This window comes from Campylobacter sp. 2018MI01, from assembly GCF_018501205.1.
GTDB lineage: Bacteria > Campylobacterota > Campylobacteria > Campylobacterales > Campylobacteraceae > Campylobacter_E.
In genome coordinates this window covers 1-18,829 of sequence record NZ_JAHCZE010000009.1, presented here as the reverse complement: position 1 = coordinate 18,829, position 18,829 = coordinate 1, and the positions used below count along the sequence as shown (strand labels likewise).

Genomic DNA, 18,829 nt, shown 5'->3' with positions numbered 1-18,829 from the left:
AATAAAAAGGAGATAAGATGATAGATAAAGTAAAAGAACTTTATGCAAAAAACCCAAGCATAGCGTATGTGCAAAGAGAATTAGACATAGGTTATGAAACAGCACGAGAGCTAGTAGAAAGCATAAAAGATGAAATGGCTACTGAAGAAGAATACCAACCAACAAACGAGATTATAAACCTTTTAGATGAGATTTGTATGGTATGTAAAGATGGTGGCAAGGTTAGGATATATAAGAGTTTTGATGAAATACAAGGCTTTTGCACCCCAACGATACTACATATCATACATAACGATGATTTAGGAATGTTTGAACTCTTAGAATTTCAAGAAAGATTGCAAGATGATAATAATGAAATATATGTTAATACTCATTGTGATCCTAAAAGTGATTTAAAGATAATAGCGATTAGCAAGGAGTAGAGGTGAGTGAAAATGGCAAGATGACTTTAGAAGATTTTTTTGACACATATAATCAAGTAAAAATCCCTTTATTACAAAGGGATTTCGTGCAGTCAAATCATAAAAAATACGATGATTTTTTAACTGAAATCAAAAATGCTTTAGAAGGTGATGAAAAGCTACATTTAGGGCTAATTTATGGAAGAGAAGATGAGATAAATGGAGAAAAAATCTTTTATCCTATTGATGGACAGCAAAGGCTTAGCACACTATGTTTAGTTTGTGATGAAAATAAGCTTTGTTATGAAAATGAGATTGAGAATACAAGCGAACCTAATTTAGAAAATCATTTAGAAAATGATGAAATCGCAAAGGGTATCCACCCACATATAAAAGCTATAAATAAAGCAAAAGATGAAATCTTAAAAAAAGAAATAAATCCAAAAAACCTAAGCAATATCACCCTAGATTTAGTAATCTTAGATGATTTTAACTTAAGCGATGAGCTATATATCAAGCTAAATGCAAGGGGCAAGGCTTTAAGTGAGTTTGATATTTTTAGAGCTGAGCTTTTAAATTATTTAAAAGATGACTTAAAAATAGAATTTGCTAACAAAATAGATAATGCTTGGAGCGAAGTATTTTTTAAGTATTTTAAAGAAGATCATGAAAAAGCATTTTTAAGATTTTATGATTTTATAGTAGAGCATTTGTTACTTTTAAAAAAGATTAATAAAAAGAATGAATATAGAAAATATGATGAAAACATTATGAGAATTATCTTTTCGTATATTGATAGCTTTGAAACCGCACTTGCTAGGTACGAAGATCATTTTCACACAACAGAAGATGTATTTTCAAATGTGCTAGATACTAGAATAAGTCTTGATAGACTTGCTAAAAATAAGCACTTTTTTAAGGAGTTATTGTTAGACAAAAGTTTAAATAAACAAAATGACCCTAATAGAATTAAGTGGATTTTATTTTTTTATATACAGTGTGTAGCTGATGGTAATATAGATTGTGAAAGCTTTAAAATCTATGCAAGAGAATTAAATAACCAAATTCAATCTCTAGGTAAAATATGGTTTGATAATGGTTTTATTATTTCAAAATGTGATATTACTACAAAAGTAAAAGAATTTTTTAATTCAGAAAAAAAACTAGAATTACCAAGCGATAATCCTTATTTTTACCTACTTGAAAAGCATAAGTATTTTTATGCTGATGTTAGTCTTTTAGAAAAATGTGATTACAAGCAAGTATATGAAAGGATTAAAGAAGTAGAAAATGCAGATAAAGATACTAAGAAAAAATTTTTAAAAAAGCTTTTAAAATATGCAGATTTAAAAAGAAAATATATGGATATAAGGTATTGTGTAGGATATGGTAAAAATGAATATGATATAGTTGAAAATCTTATGCTAAATATTCTTTTTATTAATCGCGAAGATGGAGATGGTGATACTAATGTTGGTGAGTTAAAAAAGCAAATCAATAATTTCTTTTCTAAGAATGAACAATACAGGGAATATTCAAAAGAAGATTTAATCAGCACAACAATTATTGAAAAAGTAGATTTTAAAGAAGAGCGTTATGGGATGTTTTATATAAATGAAGAAAAAAAAGTAATTTATATGAAAAACAAACAACGCACAAGCACAGGTGATACGGAGATAAAATGAGTGGTTTGGTAAGTATAGAAGAGCTTTTAGATAATAAATATGACTTTTTTATCCCAAGTTATCAGCGTGGGTATAGATGGGGAAGGCTTGAGGCTGGGGCATTGCTGGATGATTTGAATGAGTTTTTTAGTAAAAGTTTAAAAGATAGCGATTATTATTGTATGCAACCTATCGTAGTGGCAAATAAGGGCGATAATAAATACGAAGTGATAGACGGACAGCAAAGGTTAACTACATTTTATATCTTGGCTAAGGTTTTAGGGATAGAAAAAACTTATAGTATAAGCTATGAAACTAGAGCTAAAAGTAAAGAATTTTTAGAGCGCTTAGATACTTGTGATAGTGCTAGTAATATAGATTTTTACTATATGAAAAAAGTTTTTGAGTTTTTTAACAATACAAAAAATAAAGAGATTTTAAAAAACTTTAAGCTGGATGAAAAGCTAGATAAAATCAAAATAATTTGGCATGAAATTAATGCTAATCAAATAGATTATTTTTTAAACCTAAACGCTAATAAAACCCCACTAGAAGAAGTAGAGCTAATAAAGGCTAAGATGATAAATGCCTTATCAAGCCAAGATGAAAAGCAAAAATTAGCTAAACAATGGAGCGAGATAGAAAGCGTTTTGGCTAATGATAGGTTTTATTATTTTATAGCTAATAATGAGCGAAAAAATAGAATGAGTGTGCTATTTGAGATAATTTACGAAGATAAAAATATCTATGAAAAATACACCGAACAATCGAAACTCCCCAACGAACAAACGAAATTTGATTATATTTATAATCTTTTTGAAAAATTAAAAGAGCTTTATAAAGATAAAGAAACTTATCATAAAATAGGCTATCTAGCATACTTTGAAGACTTGAAAGTTTTTAAAGGGAGTGATAAAAATTTTGATGAGTATTTAAATAATATAAATAAAAATTTTGATGAGTATTTAAATAATATAAATAAAAATTTTGACAAATATTTAGATGGTTTTGGTATAAAAAATCTTAGCTATTTTCAACCCATAGAGCTAAAAAAGGTATTTTTATACTATGAGATAAAATACCATTTAGGCATAGAAAACTCTTATTTTCGCTTTGATTTATTTAAAAATGACAGCTACGACATAGAGCATATCCATCCACAATCAGGAGAAAAAGAGCTAAATGATAAACAAAAAGAAAAATTTATCGAGCTTTATAATGAGATAAAACAAAAAGAGCTTATTAATAACAATAATTTTGATGAAACTTATAAAAAATTAACGAGCGAAGAATTTCCTAATCAAGATAATATTTATAATCTTTGCTTATTAAATAGCTCTATAAATAGAAGTTATGGGAATTTGCCTTTCATTATGAAAAAACAAGTCATTGATGATTGTATAGAATTAAATAAACACCATGATGATTGTATAAAATCAAAAAAACGCTACATTTTAGAGCATTGTCAATTAGCTTTTAGTAGCGATGGGTGGAGTGAAGGTGAAGCTAATGCATATTTAAATAGCTTAAAAGATAAAATAGCTGAAAAATAAAGAATTTAAAATAGGAATTAGAAAATACACGAGATGAATTTATTTCGTGTATTTTACGGATATAAATTCCAAATATTTTCAAAATATTTTTATATGGACAAGATCAGGCACATGCTTATGATATAACTACAAAAATTTTCAAGGATAAAAGATGAAAAAATACAAACCAACTACAAAAGCCGAGCTAAAAGAGCTAGTAATTGATGAGAGCATTTATCTAGGTGATATTGATACAAGTTTAATTACCGATATGAGTGGGCTTTTTGAGGACAGTAAAAGAACTGATTTTAGTGGTATAAACGAATGGAATACTAGCAATGTAGTGAATATGAGTATGATGTTTGCAGGGTGTATGCATTTTAACGAAAAGCTTGAGTTTGATACCAAAAATGTAACAAATATGGAAGGAATGTTTTATGGATGTAAAAAACTAAATCAAGCGATTTGCCTTAATACTGGCAATGTAAAAGATATGCATGGAATGTTTGCTAATTGTGTTAGCTTTAATCAAGAGCTTAGTTTTGATACTTCTAGTGTAGAAGATATGAGAGCGATGTTTTTAGGATGTAAAAAACTAAATCAAGCGATTTGTTTTAATACTAGCAATGTAAAAGATATGAGTGGGATGTTTTATGAGTGCAAAGAATTTAATCAAGAGCTTAGTTTTGATACAAGCAGTGTAAAAGATATGACAAGAATGTTTGCTAATTGCGTTAGCTTTAATCAAGGACTTAGTTTTGATACTTCTAATGTGGTTTATATGTGTGAAATGTTTGCATGGTGTAGTAATTTTAACCAAGAACTAGAGTTTGATACTAGTAAAGTAAAAAATATGAATGGTATGTTTTATAAATGTACAAATTTTAATCAACTGCTTAGTTTTGATACAAAAAATGTAAAACAAATGGTTGAAATGTTCGCAGGTTGTAAGAGTTTTAACCAAAAGCTTAGTTTTGATACCAAAAATGTAGAAGATATGAATTGTATGTTTTATGATTGTAAAGAATTTAATCAAAAGCTTGATTTTAATACAAGCAATGTAAAAGATATGAGTGCTATGTTTGCGGGTTGTTCTAAATTTAATCAAGAGCTTGATTTTGACACAAAAAATGTAGTAAATATGAATGCGATGTTTGCTAAATGCTCTAGTTTTAATCAATATGTAGATTTTGATACAAAAAATGTAGTGGATATGAGCGAGATGTTTAAAGATTGCACGAGTTTTGATAAATTTATTAATTTATACACAAATAGTGTTGAGAATATGTATGAGATGTTTGATGGGTGTGAAAGTTTAAAAACCTTGCCTGATTTTTATTTAGAATACTATAAAAACTACGATGAAGATACTGATATTATATATTTTGATGAATATTAAGGGAATTTAAAACAGGAATTTCAATTTATTAAAAAAAGATTTTATGAAAAAATATAATTTAAAAATAAAGAAGAGTTACTATAAAACAACAAATTTGCTTGAAGTAGATTAAATATTTTTTATTTATATTTTAAAAATGATTAAAATTGTAGTTATTGGTTTTAGTAAAAATTACTATAAAATCAGCAAATTAAGTATTAAATCATTATCTTAAATATTTAATCTTTACATAAAAAGAAATTCCTAAAATCAAATATCAATAATTATTATGAGTTGATTTTAGGTTTTTTGTAAGATTTATTAATTCATTTAGTTTTATATTATTTAACGCTAGGAAAAATCTAAGATTTTTTGGCACTTTTGCTAGTCTATAAGCGTCTTTTTGCTCCTTACTAAGCTTTGTAATAGCCTTTAAAAAAACCATAAAAAATCCTTTATAAAAGCAAACACAAACACAATCAGTCCTAAAATAAAGCTCGGCTTCGTTGTTTTTATTTAGCTGGTTTTTTAGCTCTAATTTTTGCTTTGATGAGCTTACAAAACCTAGTTTTTTAATAGCTTTATCTAAAGAATTTTCATCTTTACAAAAATAAATTCCTTTATAAACCAAGCTATCTTTACATATTTTACTCTTATCAAATTCTAAATATTTTAAAGTATTTCTTATGCCATTTGCGTAGTGTTTTACAAAATCATTTGCATAATTTAATCTAATTTCGTTTCTTTTATATTTGGTATTAAAATTACTTTCATCTTGAAAATATTCATAATTATTCTCATTTAAATACAGCATAATTTCATCTTTGCTAGTATTAATTAATGGGCGAATTATTTTATAATTTTTCCTTGTATCAATCCCGTTAAAACCCAATAGATTGCATAATCCCGCACCTTTTGTAATTTGCATTAAAAACCACTCAAACCTATCATTTAAATTATGAGCTACTATTAAATTATCATAATCTTGCATTAATTCATCAAAAAAATCATATCTATATTTTCTAGCATTACTTTCAAAATTATTATTATCAAGATTTACTTTTTTAGTAAAGATTTTTTTGTTATGAGCTTTTGCTAATTTTATAGCGCTTTGCTCTTCGTTATTTGAATTAATTCTAGTCTGATAATTCACAAGGCATAAATCAAACTCACAAAGCTCTAAAAGTGCATAAAAAAGTGCCGTGCTATCAGTCCCGTGTGAAAATGCTAAAAGGTTTTTTTTACCTTTTAGCTCTTCTAAATATTCAATTCTCATAGCGTCTAATTGCAGTTGCTATTAGTGTTTTTTCATGCACTTGAGTGATTTTACAAACTATTAAATCACCCACTTTTAGCTCTCCTATTTCACTTTCATTTATTAAGATTTCTCCATCTATATCTCTATCAAATAAAAGCGGCTTAGCACCTATAAAAAACTCGCCTTCGCTAGATTCTCCTAAACAACTTGCTATTATTTCTTGATTTAGCATTTTTTCAAAACTTGCATTGATTTTAGCATCTACGATTTTTTCAATCTTTTTTAGCCTACTTTTAATAGTATTTGCATTGATTTGTTGCATTGAGTAAGCGGCGGTATCTTCTTCTTTTGAATATGCAAACACACTAATTCTATCAAAATCAAATTCTTTAATAAACTCGCATAAATCTTCAAAATCTTCTTCACTTTCTCCTGGGTGTCCTACGATAAAACCAGTTCTTAAAAAGCTATTAGGAGCTGCTCTCATTTGCTCTAAAAAGCTAATAGCCTTAGCCTTATCATAGCCACGCTTCATAATTTTTAATAATTTATCGCTTGAGTGTTGAAGTGGCATATCAAAATAATTCACAAATACTTTTGAATTAATTATTTTAGTAATTAAACTAGGCTTAATTGAGCTTGGGTATAGGTATAAAATTCTAGCAGCCTTTATGCCTTCAATTTTTTCAATTTCTGAAATTAAATTCTCTAAACCATCGCTAATTTTTAAGTCTTTTAAATAAGAGCTTGTATCTTGAGCAATGAATGAAAAATCATAAAATCCCCTAGCAACTAAGCCTTTAACTTCAGCTACTACATCATCTATTGGGCGAGATTTTAACTTGCCTTTAAATGTAGGAATAGCACAAAAGCTACAGGTTTGATTGCAACCTTCAGCGATTTTTATATAAGCGTGAGTATTTGAGCCTGTTATTACTCTTTGAGTATTTGCGTCTTGTAAATATACAAAATCTCTAAATCTACTTTCACGACTTGCTATTAATTCATCAATTTTTGCATACTCGCTAACTCCTGCAAATAAATCAACTTCGGGCAATTCTTTAACCAATTCATCTTTGTATCTTTGCATTAAGCAGCCAGTTACTACTAAAATTGAGCCTTTTTTTCTAATTTCGTGTAGTTCTAAAATAGCATTAATACTTTCAATTTTTGCACTTTTTATAAAGCCACAAGTATTTACTATCAATACATCAGCTTCACTTGCTTCATTAGTAATTTCATATTCTTTTAAGCGACCTAGCATAATTTCACTATCAACTAAGTTTTTATTACAGCCTAAACTTTGTAAAAATAATTTCATTTAAATTCCTTTTAAAAAAGCTATTATCTTAATAAATTTTAGCTAAGATTTGCCTTTAAAATACAACTACGGAGCAAAATTTGGATAATTATGAATTTAGTGAATTATTAAAAGAATTACAAATAAAACTTGACAATATAGAAAAAATAATCAAACCAAACGAGGCAAAAGAAAGAATAAAAGAAATAGAAAAAGAGCAAGAAGACCCAGCATTATGGGCTGATGCAAAAAGAGCAGCCGAGCTTGGTAAAGAAAAAACTAAATTAAATCAATTAGTATCAAAATATGAAATTGCAAATAGTGAATTAGTAGGCACTAGCGAGTTGTTTGAACTTGCGGTGAAAGAAAATGATTATGAGACTTTAGAAGCTTTATTTATAGATAGTCCTAATTTAGAAGAAACTATTAAAAGTCTTGAAATATCAATGCTTTTAAGTGGAGAAAACGATACTAAAAACGCAATTATTAATATTCACCCAGGAGCAGGTGGAACGGAGAGTAATGATTGGGCGAGTATTGTTTATAGAATGTATTTGAGATTTTGTGAAAGAGAAGGCTTTAAAGTTGAAACACTAGATTATCAAGAAGGCGATGAAGCAGGGATAAAAGATGTTAGCTTTGTTGCTCGTGGGCTTAATGCTTATGGGTATTTTAAGGCTGAACACGGAGTTCATAGACTTGTAAGAATTAGCCCATTTGATAGTAATGCTAGACGCCATACGAGTTTTTGTAGTGTAATTGTTGCACCTGAAATTGATGATGATATAGAAATTGAAATTGAAGAAAAAGATATAAGAATTGATTATTATAGAGCAAGTGGTGCAGGTGGTCAGCATGTAAATAAAACAGAAAGTGCAGTAAGAATTACTCATATTCCAACAGGAATTGTAGTGCAATGCCAAAACGATAGAAGTCAGCATAAAAACAAAGCCACAGCTTATAAAATGCTTCGTTCAAGATTATATGAACTTGAAATGGAGAAATTAAACGATGGAAAAGATACGGGAGGAGTTGGCGAAAATAGTTTCGGGCATCAAATTCGCTCGTATGTTTTAGCTCCTTATCAGCAAGTAAAAGACGCTAGAAGTAATGAGGCATTTAGCCAAGTTGATGCGATACTTGATGGTGATATTAAAAAAATGATAGAAGGTGTATTAATTGCACTTAAGGATAATGATTAATAGTAAATTTTTAAAGGCAAAAAATGACTGAAGAACAAATATCTTATCTTCAAGATAGACTAAGAACGCAGGATTTAGAAACTATAAAAGATAAGAATTTGTCTAAGAATATTTGTTTAAAAGATCCAAATTTAGGTTTTATGCTAGCGGCTACGATAGGAATTTGTGGTATTGATAGGATTTATAAGGGTGATTTTATTTTAGCATTTATAAAGTTTTTATTATTTTTTTTCTTTTACAATTATTTTATTAATGGCGATGACTGAGATTAAAGTTGTAGAAAAAATTTATAGTTTATTTTTCCATCGTAGTGACGGACTTATTGCTTTTCTTTGTTTTTTATTTTTGGGATTTTTATTAACCATTATATATGTTATAGAATTATTTGCTATAGCAAATGGTATTCGCAAGGAAAATTACAAAAAAGTTTTAGCTTACATTGAAGGCTATGATAAAAAATAAAAATTTGATTATTACAAAGGAAAAACGATAATTTCCAAAAGATTTTAAGTGTTATAAAGGAAGAAAATTGAATATATTTTTATTATTAATAATAATTTTAGCAATTATAGGATTTATTACAGGTAAGGGTATTATTAGAACCATAATATCATTTTTTGCGATAATATTAGGGACTATTTTAACGGCTATTTTAGGGCTTATTGGAGCAATTTTATTACCTTTATTTTTTAAAGGAAATATTTTAAATAATCAATTTACTAAAATGAAAGGCGGATATGCTGAATACCTAGTCGCACTTATTGCAAAAATAGCTAAACTTGATGGAGTAATTTCGCCTAAAGAAGCTGAATTTATAAAATTAATACTAGATAATAATTCTTATAATTTAGTTGAGCGTGAGAGATTAAAAAAGGTTTTTAAAGAAGCTAAAGAAAATCCAGAAAATTATAGGATAGTGGCACAAGAGCTTAAAAATAATTTTATTTTAAGCAAAAATGAAAAGCTTAATATTATGCAAAGTTTGCTTTATTGTGCGAGTATTGATGGTTTTAGTGAAAAAAAGATTTTTGCGTTAAAAGAAATTGCAGAGATTTTTGGTGTTACACAAGAATTTGCACAATTTATAAATTTTGGTAACAATAACAAACAAAATAATAATAAAATTAAAAAAGACCCTTATGAGGTTTTAGAATTAAGTCCTAATGCTAGTTTAGTTGAAGTAAAAGCAGCATATAGAAGACTTGCTAAAAAATATCATCCTGATGTGTTAAACACAAAAAATCTTAGCGAAAGCGAGCTAAGAGCAGGGATAGAGAAATTTCATGAGATTAATGAAGCTTATGAGATTTTAAAACAAAAATTAAGTTAAGGAAGTAAAGTGGTAGTTTTAATAACAGGTGTTGCAGGATATATTGGCTCAGCCACTGCATCTGGATTTTTAGAAGCTGGGCATAAGGTAATTGGAATTGATAATTTAAGCGGTAAAAACAAAAAAGCTATAAAAAATATAAAAAAATATTATGAAGTTGATTTTTATGAAGTTGATATTTCAAATAGCGAAGCTTTAGAAGATGTAATGTCAAGATTTAAAATTGATATGGTATTTCATTTTGCAGCAACTAGCAATGAGAATTTTAGTAAAAAAGATAATCTAACTTTTTATGAAAACAATATCATAAATCTTTTTAAATTATTAAAAGCTATGAAAAAATTTAAAGTTAAGACTTTAATATATCCATCAAGTATATTTGCTAATGTAGGATTGGAAAATACCTGTGATGCTTATGTTAAGACAAAAATCTTAGCTGAAAATATGATACAAGATTATGCTAGAAGCAATCCTGATTTTTCTTATGCAATTTTAAGATATTGCAATATTGCAGGGTATTATTCTAAGATATTTTTAGGAGAATTTGAACATTATTCAATTATTAAAAATATCACAAGAATTGCTTGCGGTAAGTCTGAATTAGGTCGTGATTTTAACTATGATGAGAATTATCATTTCGCACATATTGATGATATTGTTAATATTAATTTAAAAGTAGCTAGCGAGCTTTATACAACCAAAGAAAATATATGCACTACAATAGCTAGCAAAGAAAGTATAAGTGTAGAAAATCTAATCAAATTAGTAGAAAAGTTAAGCAAAAAAGAAATAGATATAACAATAGCTTTAAAAAATGACCATTGCGATAAAATTAAGTCTTGTAATTTATTAAAATATGAATTAGAGTATTCAATAGAAGATATTTGCAAAAATCAATTAGAACACGAAGCTAGGTTTTAATGTTTAGATATTTATTATTAGCTTATGAAAGAGAAAAATTAGAATTATTTTTAAAAAGATTTGATTTAAAATGCGATGAAGATATAGAATATGCTTTAGTTTATGAAGAAAATGAAGAGATTAAAGCAAGTGCTTGTATAAGCGGTAATATTGTAAAATGTATAGCAATTGATAAATCTTTACAAGGTAATAATTTTAGTGCTACTTTACTAACTCAAATTGCAGATAAATTAAGAGAATTAAATATAAATGAATATTTTATATTTACAAAGCCTTGTAATGTAAAAGTATTTGAGAGTTTAGGGCTTTATTTATTATGTCTTACAAAAGATGTTGCGTTATTTGAAAACACAAAATTAAATTATGAAAATTATAAATTTGAACTAGCTAAACATTATAAAAGAGCAAAAAAAATTGGCTCAATTGTAATGAATTTAAATCCTATGAGTAAAGGGCATTTATATTTAATTCAAAAAGCCTTAAAACACTGCGAAATCTTGCATATATTTATTTTAAGCGAAGATTTAAGTATGTTTAATACAAAAGCAAGGCTTGAGATTGTAAGAAATGAATTAAAAGATTATAAAAACATAATAATTCACGAAAGTAAAAATTATATTATTTCAAAAGCTACTTTTCCTACATATTTTTTAAAGGATAATGCTAATGTTAATGAGATTTATTCAAGGCTTGATATTACATTATTTGCTACAAAAATAGCACCTATTTTAGGGATAAATATGAGATTTTTTGGGACAGAACCAAAAGATAAAATAACAAAAGATTACAACCAAAAAGCAAAAGAAATTTTAAAAGAATTTAAAATCAAATTCTATGAAATCAGTAGAGCTAGAATAAATAAAAAAGTAATAAGTGCAAGTAGGATTAGAAAAATTATTTTAAATGATAAGGATTATTTAAATAATAAGGAGTTAAAATCCCTTTGTGCTAATTCAACTTATGAGTATTTAAAAAACAATTTAATAACTAAAAATTAAGTTATCTTTGTAATAATAAAAGAAAACTTAAAAAATTTAATTAATTAGGAGATTTGATGATTACAACTATTGCAAGTGCTGGTTCATTAGAATCAGGCGATGTTTTAATTAGTGTAAGTCCTGCTAATGTGGGAAGGAAAATTGAATTAAATTCTAGTGTTTATAAACAATTTGGAGAACAAATATTAGCTAGCGTTAATGAAGTATTAGATGAATATGATATTAAAAATGTAACAATAAAAATAGAAGATAAAGGAGCGCTTGATTTAGTAATTCGTGCAAGACTTAAAACTGCTATTTTTAGAGCTAGTTTAAAAGATTATGATTGGGAGAGTGAATTATGCTAAATAAAGATAGACTTAGAAGAAGTATGATGTTCTTGCCCGGAAATGCACCTGCAAAATTAATAGACGCACATATTTATGGAAGTGATTCTATTATGATTGACTTAGAAGATGCAGTAAGTATTTCAGCAAAAGATGCGGCTAGAATGCTAACTTATGAAACTCTTAAAAAGATTAATTATGGTTCAACTGAAGTTGTTGTAAGAATAAATGCTTTAAATTCTCCTTACGGAAGAGATGATGTAATAGCTATGGTTAGTGCTGGAGTTGATGTTATAAGACTTCCAAAGACTGATAATGCAAACGAAGTTAAAGAAGTAGATGAGTTAATAAGCGAAGTTGAGCATAAACTAAATCGTCCTAGAAAAACTTTAATTCTAGCAGCAATTGAGAGTGCTACTGGGGTTATTAATGCTTGTGAGATTGCAAAGGCAAGTGATAGATTAATGGGGATTGCTCTTGGAGCTGAAGATTATGTAACGAATTTAAAAACAACTAGAAGCAAACACGCAATGGAGCTTTATTATGCAAGAGAGCAGATAATTCACGCAGCAAGAAGCAATAATTTATATTGTTTTGACACTGTTTTTTCAAATATAAAAGATAAAGTTGCATTTGCTGAAGAAGTGCAATTTATAAAAGACTTAGGTTTTGATGGCAAATCAGTAGTTCATCCAAGTCAAATCAAAATAGTTCATGATATTTATACTCCAAAAGAAAAAGAAATAATAGACGCTTTAAAAGTAGTAAATGCAGCTAAAGAAGCGGAAAAAAATAGCATAGGTGTAATTGCAGTTGATGGCAAAATGGTAGATGGTCCAATTATTATTAGAGCTTTAAGAGTGCTTGAATTAGCTAAAGCTAGTGGTCTTTATAAAGGAGAATGATTATGTATAAAGTAAATGCAGTTAATAGAAAAATACCTAATAAAATTGCTAATTATAAAGATGTAGTTGTATATAGTGGAGAATTAAAACAACCAAAAGAGCGTAAAATCGGTGCAGCTATTAGAGTTGGCAAAAAAGAAGATAAATTAGTCTCAAGTATAAAAGACGCTATTATAAAATCAGGCTTAAAAGATGGTATGACAATAAGTTTTCATCACCATTTTAGAAGTGGAGATTATATTTTAAATCTAGTTTTAGAAGAAATAAGCAAGCTAGGTATTAAAAATCTTTGTGTAGCAGCAAGCTCTCTTTCAACTTGCCATAAACCTTTAATTGAGCATATTAAAAATGGTGTTGTAACAAGTCTTCAAACAAGTGGTCTAAGAGAGCCATTGGGTTCTTTTATTAGTAATGGTGGATTAAAAACTCCTGTAATTATTAGAAGTCATGGTGGTCGTGCTAGAGCTATTGAGGATGGCTCGCTTAAAATTGATGTAGCATTTATTGGTGCTCCAAGTTGTGATAAATTTGGTAATCTTAATGGTTATACAGGCAAATCTGCTTGTGGTAGTTTAGGTTATGCTAAGGTTGATGCTATGTATGCTAATAAAGTTATTGCAATTACTGATAATTTAGTAGATGGGATAAATCTTCCTGCTAGTATTGACCAAACTATGGTGGATTTTGTTTGTGAGATTGAGAGTATTGGCGATCCAAAAGGCATAGTATCAGGTGCAATTCGTTTTAATGATAATCCAAGAGATATTTTAATAGCTGAAAATGCTTTAAAATGTATCTTAGCATCAGGTTTATTTAAAAATGGCTTTAGTTTCCAAACAGGAGCTGCGGGCGCTTCTTTAGCAGTAACTAAGCTTTTAAAAGAAGAGATGATTAAGCATAATATCACTGCTAGTTTAGGTGTTGGTGGTATCACTGCTGCCTTAGTTGATTTGCATGAAAATGGTTTGATGGATGCGCTTTTTGATACTCAAAGTTTTGATTTAGATGCTGTTAGCTCACTTGCAAAAAACCCAAAACATTATGAAATATCAGCATCTTTTTATGCAAATCCAAATCTAGTTACTCCAGCGGTAAATCAATTAGATTTTGTAATGTTAGGAGCACTTGAGATTGATACGAATTTCAATGTAAATGTAATTACTACTTCAACAGGTGTTATTAATCAAGCAATAGGCGGACACCAAGATACTGCTGAAGGTGCAAAAATTGCAATGATTTTAGCACCATTAATTCGTGCTAGAATTCCAATCGTAGTTGATAATGTAAGCACGATTTGCACCCCAGGAGCAAATGTTGATGTGGTTTGCACTGATTACGGAATTGCAGTAAATCCTAAAAGAACTGATTTAATAGAGAATTTCACAAAAGCAGGTATTAAATTATATACGATTGAAGAACTAAAAGAAATGGCAGAGAAAATCACAGGCAAACCAGCTAGTATTAAATTTGGCGATGAGGTAGTAGGCGTTGTAGAATATCGTGATGGCAGCGTTTTAGATGTGATTTATAAATCTTTACAAAATTAGGAATTTATTTCCTAATTTTATTACCAAATTACACATATTAAACTCAATTTTTAAGTATTTCTTGTTTATTTAATTAAAACAATTTAAAGTATAAGATATTTAAGGAGAGTTTTATGTGGATTGGAAGAAATGATGGCGAAGAAAGTATTCATAACAGAGTTTTTAAATGTTTAAATACTTCATCTTCAAATAAATTAATAGGATTTTGTTCTAGTTTAGGTGTAGATAGAAATCACGGAAGAGTTGGTAGCGAATTAGCACCGAATATTATTAGAAAAAATATGGCAAATTTTGCTGTATTTGATGATTTTAGCTTTGATGATTTAGGTAATATTGATAATTTTAAAAGCCTAGAAGAAGCTGATGATTTATTATACGATAAGCTTAATTTAGTATTAAAAAATCAAGATTATTGCGTTATTTTAGGTGGTGGTCACGAAACTTCTTTGGCTGGAATTAAGGCTTTATTAGATAATAAACAAAATGTAGGTGTTATTAATTTTGACGCACATTTTGATGTGAGAATTCAACCCCAACACACTTCAGGCAATTCGTTTTATGAAGCTTATAAATACGCAAAATCAAATAATTATTCTTATAAATATTTATGTATTGGGGCAAATGCTTTATCAAATACTCAAGCTTTATTTAATACTATGCAAGATATGAATGCTAAATATGTTTTAGATAAAGACTTTGATAATTCAGCAAAAATTGTAAAAGAATTTATATTAGATTGCGATGTTTTATATCTTAGTATTGATATTGATGTGTTTTCTTTAAGTTATGCACCAGGTGTTAGTGCTCCTGCTGTTTATGGTATTAGTTTGCAACAAATTTTACCGATACTAAAAATTATTTTAGATAGTAAAAAAGTTGCTTTAGCTGATATTTGCGAGTTTAATCCAAAATATGATATAGATAATCATACTGCTAAATTAAGCGCTTATTTAGCTTATATTTTATTAAGAAAGGCTGTTATATGAGTTTTAATAGTTTGAGCGTATTGGCAATTAGCATTGGTGTTTTATTGTTTGGAATGTTTTTAAAAACCAAAATCAATTTTTTAGAAAAATTTTGTATCCCAGCTCCTGTTGTTGGTGGATTTTTGGTAAGTATTTTAGTATGGTTTTTAACCTTTATAGATATTAATATAGAATTTGATAAGTCCTTGCAAACTCCTTTTATGGTTGTATTTTTTAGTGTTGTAGGGCTTAGCGGAAGTGCTAGATTATTAAAAGTTGGTGGTAAATTGCTTTTAATATATTTAGCGTGTTGCTGGGCAATGGCTATTATGCAAAATGCTATTGGAATTACTATGATGAATGCTTTTGGGCTAAATAGTTTATATGGAATTTTAAGTGGGGCTGTTGCTTTAGAAGGAGGACACGGAAATGCTATTGCTTTTGGTGGTATGGTGGAAGATTTAAGTGGTCTTAGCAATGCTAAAGTAGTAGCAATTGCAGCGGCTACTTTTGGTTTAATAAGCGGCTCTTTACTCGGTGGGCCTTTATGTAGATATTTAATACTTAAATATAAATTAGAGATAAAAACAAACGAAGATATACAAGATATTGACCCGCTAAAGCACAATATTCATCACGCAAGTTATCAAGAATTTTTAAAATCTTTATTTTTAATACTTTGTATTATGTGCATTGGATTTTATATAAGTTCATTATTTACAAAACTTAGCGGTTATTCTTTGCCAAGCTATGTGGGCGCTATGTTAATAGCAATGCTAATTAGAAATATAAATGATATTTTTAATATATTTAAATTAAATCAATACACAATAGATACTATTAGTGAGCTTAGCTTAGGAATATTTTTAACTATGGCTATGATGAGTTTAAAAATCAATGAATTAAGCGTGGTTGCTATGCCTTTATTGATTACGCTTTTTGTTCAAGTTGTTGTTTTAGTATTGTTTGCAATATTTGTTGTGTTTAGATTGTGTGGGAAAAACTATGATAGTGCTATTATGTGTGCTGGATTAATGGGGCATGGCTTGGGTGCTACTCCTAATGCGGTTGCAAATATGAATGCTGCTTGCAATAGATATTCTTTATTCTCAAAACCTGCGTTTTTGATAGTTCCTTTGTGTGGTTCTGTTTTGATAGATATTGTGGCTATTCCTTTGAATACTTATTTGATTAATATATTTGCTTAACTTAGGATTGCTCCTAAGTTAAATTACTCTACTACGCCATCACTAAAAGTGTATTGGGTTAGAGAATTTTCTTTTGCCTGAATACAGATATAATTTAGTTTAGTTTTTGCAAAAATCTGTCTTTTTACACTAGGTGCAACTCTGATTATATCTCCTGTTTTAATTAAAATTAGTTCATTATCTAACTTTATTTCCCCATTACCATCTAAGATAATATAAACTTCTTCATTTTCTTTATGATGATGAACAAAAGGCACATTAGTATTTGCTTCCATTGTGTTAATACTTATTTCACAAGATGTAAACCCTAAAGCTTCTTTTAAATCAATTCTTTGAATATTTTTAAATTCTCCTAGACTTTTTACACTAAATCCATTACTCATTTTAACTCCTTTTTAGTTTGATAACGAACTATTTTTGCATAAAAAGTTAAATATATTTTAATTTTTTATGTTATTTAGCATTTTTTCTAATAATTCTTCTAAAAATAACTCTTCTGCTTTTGAAAAGTTTTTAAGTAATTTTTCAAAAACTATATTTGATACTTCTTCAAATATTGGTTTTAAATCTAAAGTTTTTTGAGTTGCTTTTATTAAATACATTCTACTATCGTTACTACTTTGGCTTTTTGTGATATATCCATTTTGTTCTAATTTGTCTATTAAAGAGCTAATTGTAGCCTTGCTTCTATGTATTTTTTGTGCTATTTGAACCATACAATATTCTTTTTCATCAAATAATATATTTAAAATATCAGCGTGAGAAAAGGATAAATCAAATTCTACTCTTTTGCTAAGTTCTTTTAAAATCAATTCATTTGATAGTTCTTTTATTCTTCCCATTAAAAATAAGCTTGAGTTCATATTTTGTCCTTATAATTTTTTTTATTATATAAAAATATTAAAAAATTTATTGAATTTTTTAAAAAGTAAAAGATATTTTTGCTAAATTTAAAAAAAGGAGTAAAAATGTCTGATAAATTTTTAAAGAAATTTAGAATTTGTTTTGCTAGGAATACTAAAAGATTAATGTTAAATTACAAAAGAGAGTTTAAAAGGCTTTATTTTAATTATTTTAAATTATTAAAACTCGCCAATATATTTGTAAAAACTATGAGATTTTCTTTAGTTTTAATAACTTTTGTTTCTGTAATAGCTTATACAAAATATTATTTATTTGAAGTTGGGTATTTGCCTAGATTTGATTTTAATTTATTACTTACATTTGGATATGTGTGTTTTGTTTATTCTATTTTTATAGGGATTATTCCTTATGTTATGATTGAATTTGTTGTGCTTTTAGCTTGTAAAAGAAAAAAGTCAAATAAATTTGGCTTTAAAATTCTTAATTTTTTGTATGAAAGAGTATTTTTATTATTTGTAATTATAGTAATTATCATAATTGAATTAGTATTTTTAAGTTTAGTTCAAATATATCAAAACGAAAATGTAACTTTTCCAACGATAAATCATTGCTTAAATGTTATGATGGCTATATTTATTACTTTATGTTTTTTTGCATATTTTTTTAAAAGATTTAGTTTGATTATAAAAATTATTTGGATAATTTGCTCTATTTGGTATTTTTTTAGTCTTGATATTAAAGTTGTTAAATTAGCCAACATTGGTGGGTTTAGAACTGATATTGTAGTTAGTAAAAATAGTTTATATATGAGTTATTTTATAAATTATAAAAAGCTAGATATTAATGATTGTGATATTAAAAAAGGAGAGAAAAATATCTGTAAATTAAGCGATGGAAATTATGTATTAAAAGATGTATTGATTTTATCTAGCTTAAGTGATGTTGTTTATATAGAGCTTAATTTAAATAATAAAGCCCAAACGCTAGACTTTAAACAAAGCGAAATAGAAATAATTAATAGGTTTTAGAT

The 18,829-nt window shown here is 27.6% G+C and carries 20 protein-coding genes; 16 read left to right on the top strand and 4 right to left on the bottom strand.

Annotation, left to right across the window (positions count from 1 at the left end; translation table 11 throughout):
* The first annotated feature begins 17 nt into the window (after positions 1 to 17).
* The 4 genes from KJQ97_RS02860 (at position 18) to KJQ97_RS02845 (ending at position 4,996) form a co-directional block, all read left to right on the top strand.
* Positions 18 to 422 carry a hypothetical protein gene (locus KJQ97_RS02860; protein WP_214119898.1) on the top strand — a complete coding sequence of 135 codons (405 nt, stop codon included), beginning with the start codon at positions 18 to 20 and terminating at the stop codon, positions 420 to 422.
* A gap of 2 nt (positions 423 to 424) precedes the next feature.
* Positions 425 to 2,086 (top strand): DUF262 domain-containing protein, encoded by a 1,662-nt coding sequence (locus tag KJQ97_RS02855; RefSeq protein WP_214119897.1) that lies wholly within the window; start codon positions 425 to 427, stop codon positions 2,084 to 2,086.
* Positions 2,083 to 3,618 (top strand): DUF262 domain-containing protein, encoded by a 1,536-nt coding sequence (locus KJQ97_RS02850; RefSeq protein WP_214119896.1) that lies wholly within the window; start codon positions 2,083 to 2,085, stop codon positions 3,616 to 3,618. The genes KJQ97_RS02855 and KJQ97_RS02850 overlap by 4 nt, the downstream gene beginning before the upstream one ends.
* 151 nt (positions 3,619 to 3,769) lie before the next feature.
* A complete protein-coding gene (locus tag KJQ97_RS02845) occupies positions 3,770 to 4,996 on the top strand; it encodes a BspA family leucine-rich repeat surface protein (RefSeq protein WP_214119895.1) in 1,227 nt (408 codons plus the stop codon).
* 256 nt (positions 4,997 to 5,252) lie between these two features.
* Here KJQ97_RS02845 and tilS read toward each other — a convergent pair whose 3' ends face one another.
* Both tilS and rimO read right to left on the bottom strand, forming a co-directional pair.
* Positions 5,253 to 6,251: a tRNA lysidine(34) synthetase TilS gene (gene tilS / locus KJQ97_RS02840; protein WP_214119894.1), complete on the bottom strand. Its 999-nt coding sequence runs from the start codon at positions 6,249 to 6,251 to the stop codon at positions 5,253 to 5,255.
* A complete protein-coding gene (gene rimO, locus KJQ97_RS02835; protein WP_214118089.1) occupies positions 6,241 to 7,554 on the bottom strand; it encodes a 30S ribosomal protein S12 methylthiotransferase RimO in 1,314 nt (437 codons plus the stop codon). Before rimO ends, tilS begins: the two co-directional genes overlap by 11 nt.
* A gap of 80 nt (positions 7,555 to 7,634) precedes the next feature.
* Here rimO and prfB point away from each other — a divergent pair, with 80 nt between their 5' ends.
* The 11 genes from prfB (at position 7,635) to gltS (ending at position 16,935) form a co-directional block, all read left to right on the top strand.
* Positions 7,635 to 8,735 (top strand): peptide chain release factor 2, encoded by a 1,101-nt coding sequence (gene prfB / locus KJQ97_RS02830; protein WP_214118087.1) that lies wholly within the window; start codon positions 7,635 to 7,637, stop codon positions 8,733 to 8,735.
* Between the two features lie 23 nt (positions 8,736 to 8,758).
* Positions 8,759 to 9,001, top strand: coding sequence for an NINE protein (locus KJQ97_RS02825; protein ID WP_214119893.1), 243 nt, complete (start codon positions 8,759 to 8,761; stop codon positions 8,999 to 9,001).
* Positions 8,994 to 9,197 carry a hypothetical protein gene (locus tag KJQ97_RS02820; protein WP_214119892.1) on the top strand — a complete coding sequence of 68 codons (204 nt, stop codon included), beginning with the start codon at positions 8,994 to 8,996 and terminating at the stop codon, positions 9,195 to 9,197. Before KJQ97_RS02825 ends, KJQ97_RS02820 begins: the two co-directional genes overlap by 8 nt.
* Before the next feature lie 67 nt (positions 9,198 to 9,264).
* Positions 9,265 to 10,065, top strand: coding sequence for a DnaJ domain-containing protein (locus tag KJQ97_RS09910; protein WP_275591982.1), 801 nt, complete (start codon positions 9,265 to 9,267; stop codon positions 10,063 to 10,065).
* 9 nt (positions 10,066 to 10,074) lie between these two features.
* Entirely contained in the window at positions 10,075 to 10,986 is a 912-nt protein-coding gene (locus tag KJQ97_RS02810; RefSeq protein WP_214119891.1) for an SDR family NAD(P)-dependent oxidoreductase, read from the top strand.
* Positions 10,986 to 11,984, top strand: a complete 999-nt coding sequence (gene citC, locus KJQ97_RS02805) for a [citrate (pro-3S)-lyase] ligase (protein WP_214119890.1) — start codon at positions 10,986 to 10,988, stop codon at positions 11,982 to 11,984. Before KJQ97_RS02810 ends, citC begins: the two co-directional genes overlap by 1 nt.
* A 56-nt stretch (positions 11,985 to 12,040) precedes the next feature.
* Positions 12,041 to 12,331, top strand: a complete 291-nt coding sequence (gene citD, locus KJQ97_RS02800; protein WP_239802947.1) for a citrate lyase acyl carrier protein — start codon at positions 12,041 to 12,043, stop codon at positions 12,329 to 12,331.
* Positions 12,325 to 13,215, top strand: coding sequence for an aldolase/citrate lyase family protein (locus KJQ97_RS02795; protein ID WP_214119889.1), 891 nt, complete (start codon positions 12,325 to 12,327; stop codon positions 13,213 to 13,215). The genes citD and KJQ97_RS02795 overlap by 7 nt, the downstream gene beginning before the upstream one ends.
* Before the next feature lie 2 nt (positions 13,216 to 13,217).
* Positions 13,218 to 14,762 (top strand): citrate lyase subunit alpha, encoded by a 1,545-nt coding sequence (gene citF / locus KJQ97_RS02790; RefSeq protein ID WP_214118076.1) that lies wholly within the window; start codon positions 13,218 to 13,220, stop codon positions 14,760 to 14,762.
* Positions 14,763 to 14,875: 113 nt separating this feature from the next.
* Positions 14,876 to 15,748, top strand: a complete 873-nt coding sequence (locus KJQ97_RS02785; protein WP_214119888.1) for a formimidoylglutamase — start codon at positions 14,876 to 14,878, stop codon at positions 15,746 to 15,748.
* Entirely contained in the window at positions 15,745 to 16,935 is a 1,191-nt protein-coding gene (gltS, locus tag KJQ97_RS02780) for a sodium/glutamate symporter (RefSeq protein WP_214119887.1), read from the top strand. Before KJQ97_RS02785 ends, gltS begins: the two co-directional genes overlap by 4 nt.
* Before the next feature lie 23 nt (positions 16,936 to 16,958).
* Here gltS and KJQ97_RS02775 read toward each other — a convergent pair whose 3' ends face one another.
* Positions 16,959 to 17,318 (bottom strand): cupin domain-containing protein, encoded by a 360-nt coding sequence (locus KJQ97_RS02775; RefSeq protein WP_214119886.1) that lies wholly within the window; start codon positions 17,316 to 17,318, stop codon positions 16,959 to 16,961.
* Positions 17,319 to 17,375: 57 nt separating this feature from the next.
* Entirely contained in the window at positions 17,376 to 17,798 is a 423-nt protein-coding gene (locus KJQ97_RS02770) for a MarR family transcriptional regulator (RefSeq protein WP_214118064.1), read from the bottom strand.
* Between the two features lie 105 nt (positions 17,799 to 17,903).
* Between KJQ97_RS02770 and KJQ97_RS02765 the strand changes: the two genes are divergently transcribed.
* Complete coding sequence (locus KJQ97_RS02765; protein ID WP_214118062.1) at positions 17,904 to 18,827, top strand: hypothetical protein; 924 nt, start codon at positions 17,904 to 17,906, stop codon at positions 18,825 to 18,827.
* The last annotated feature ends 2 nt before the right edge of the window (positions 18,828 to 18,829 follow it).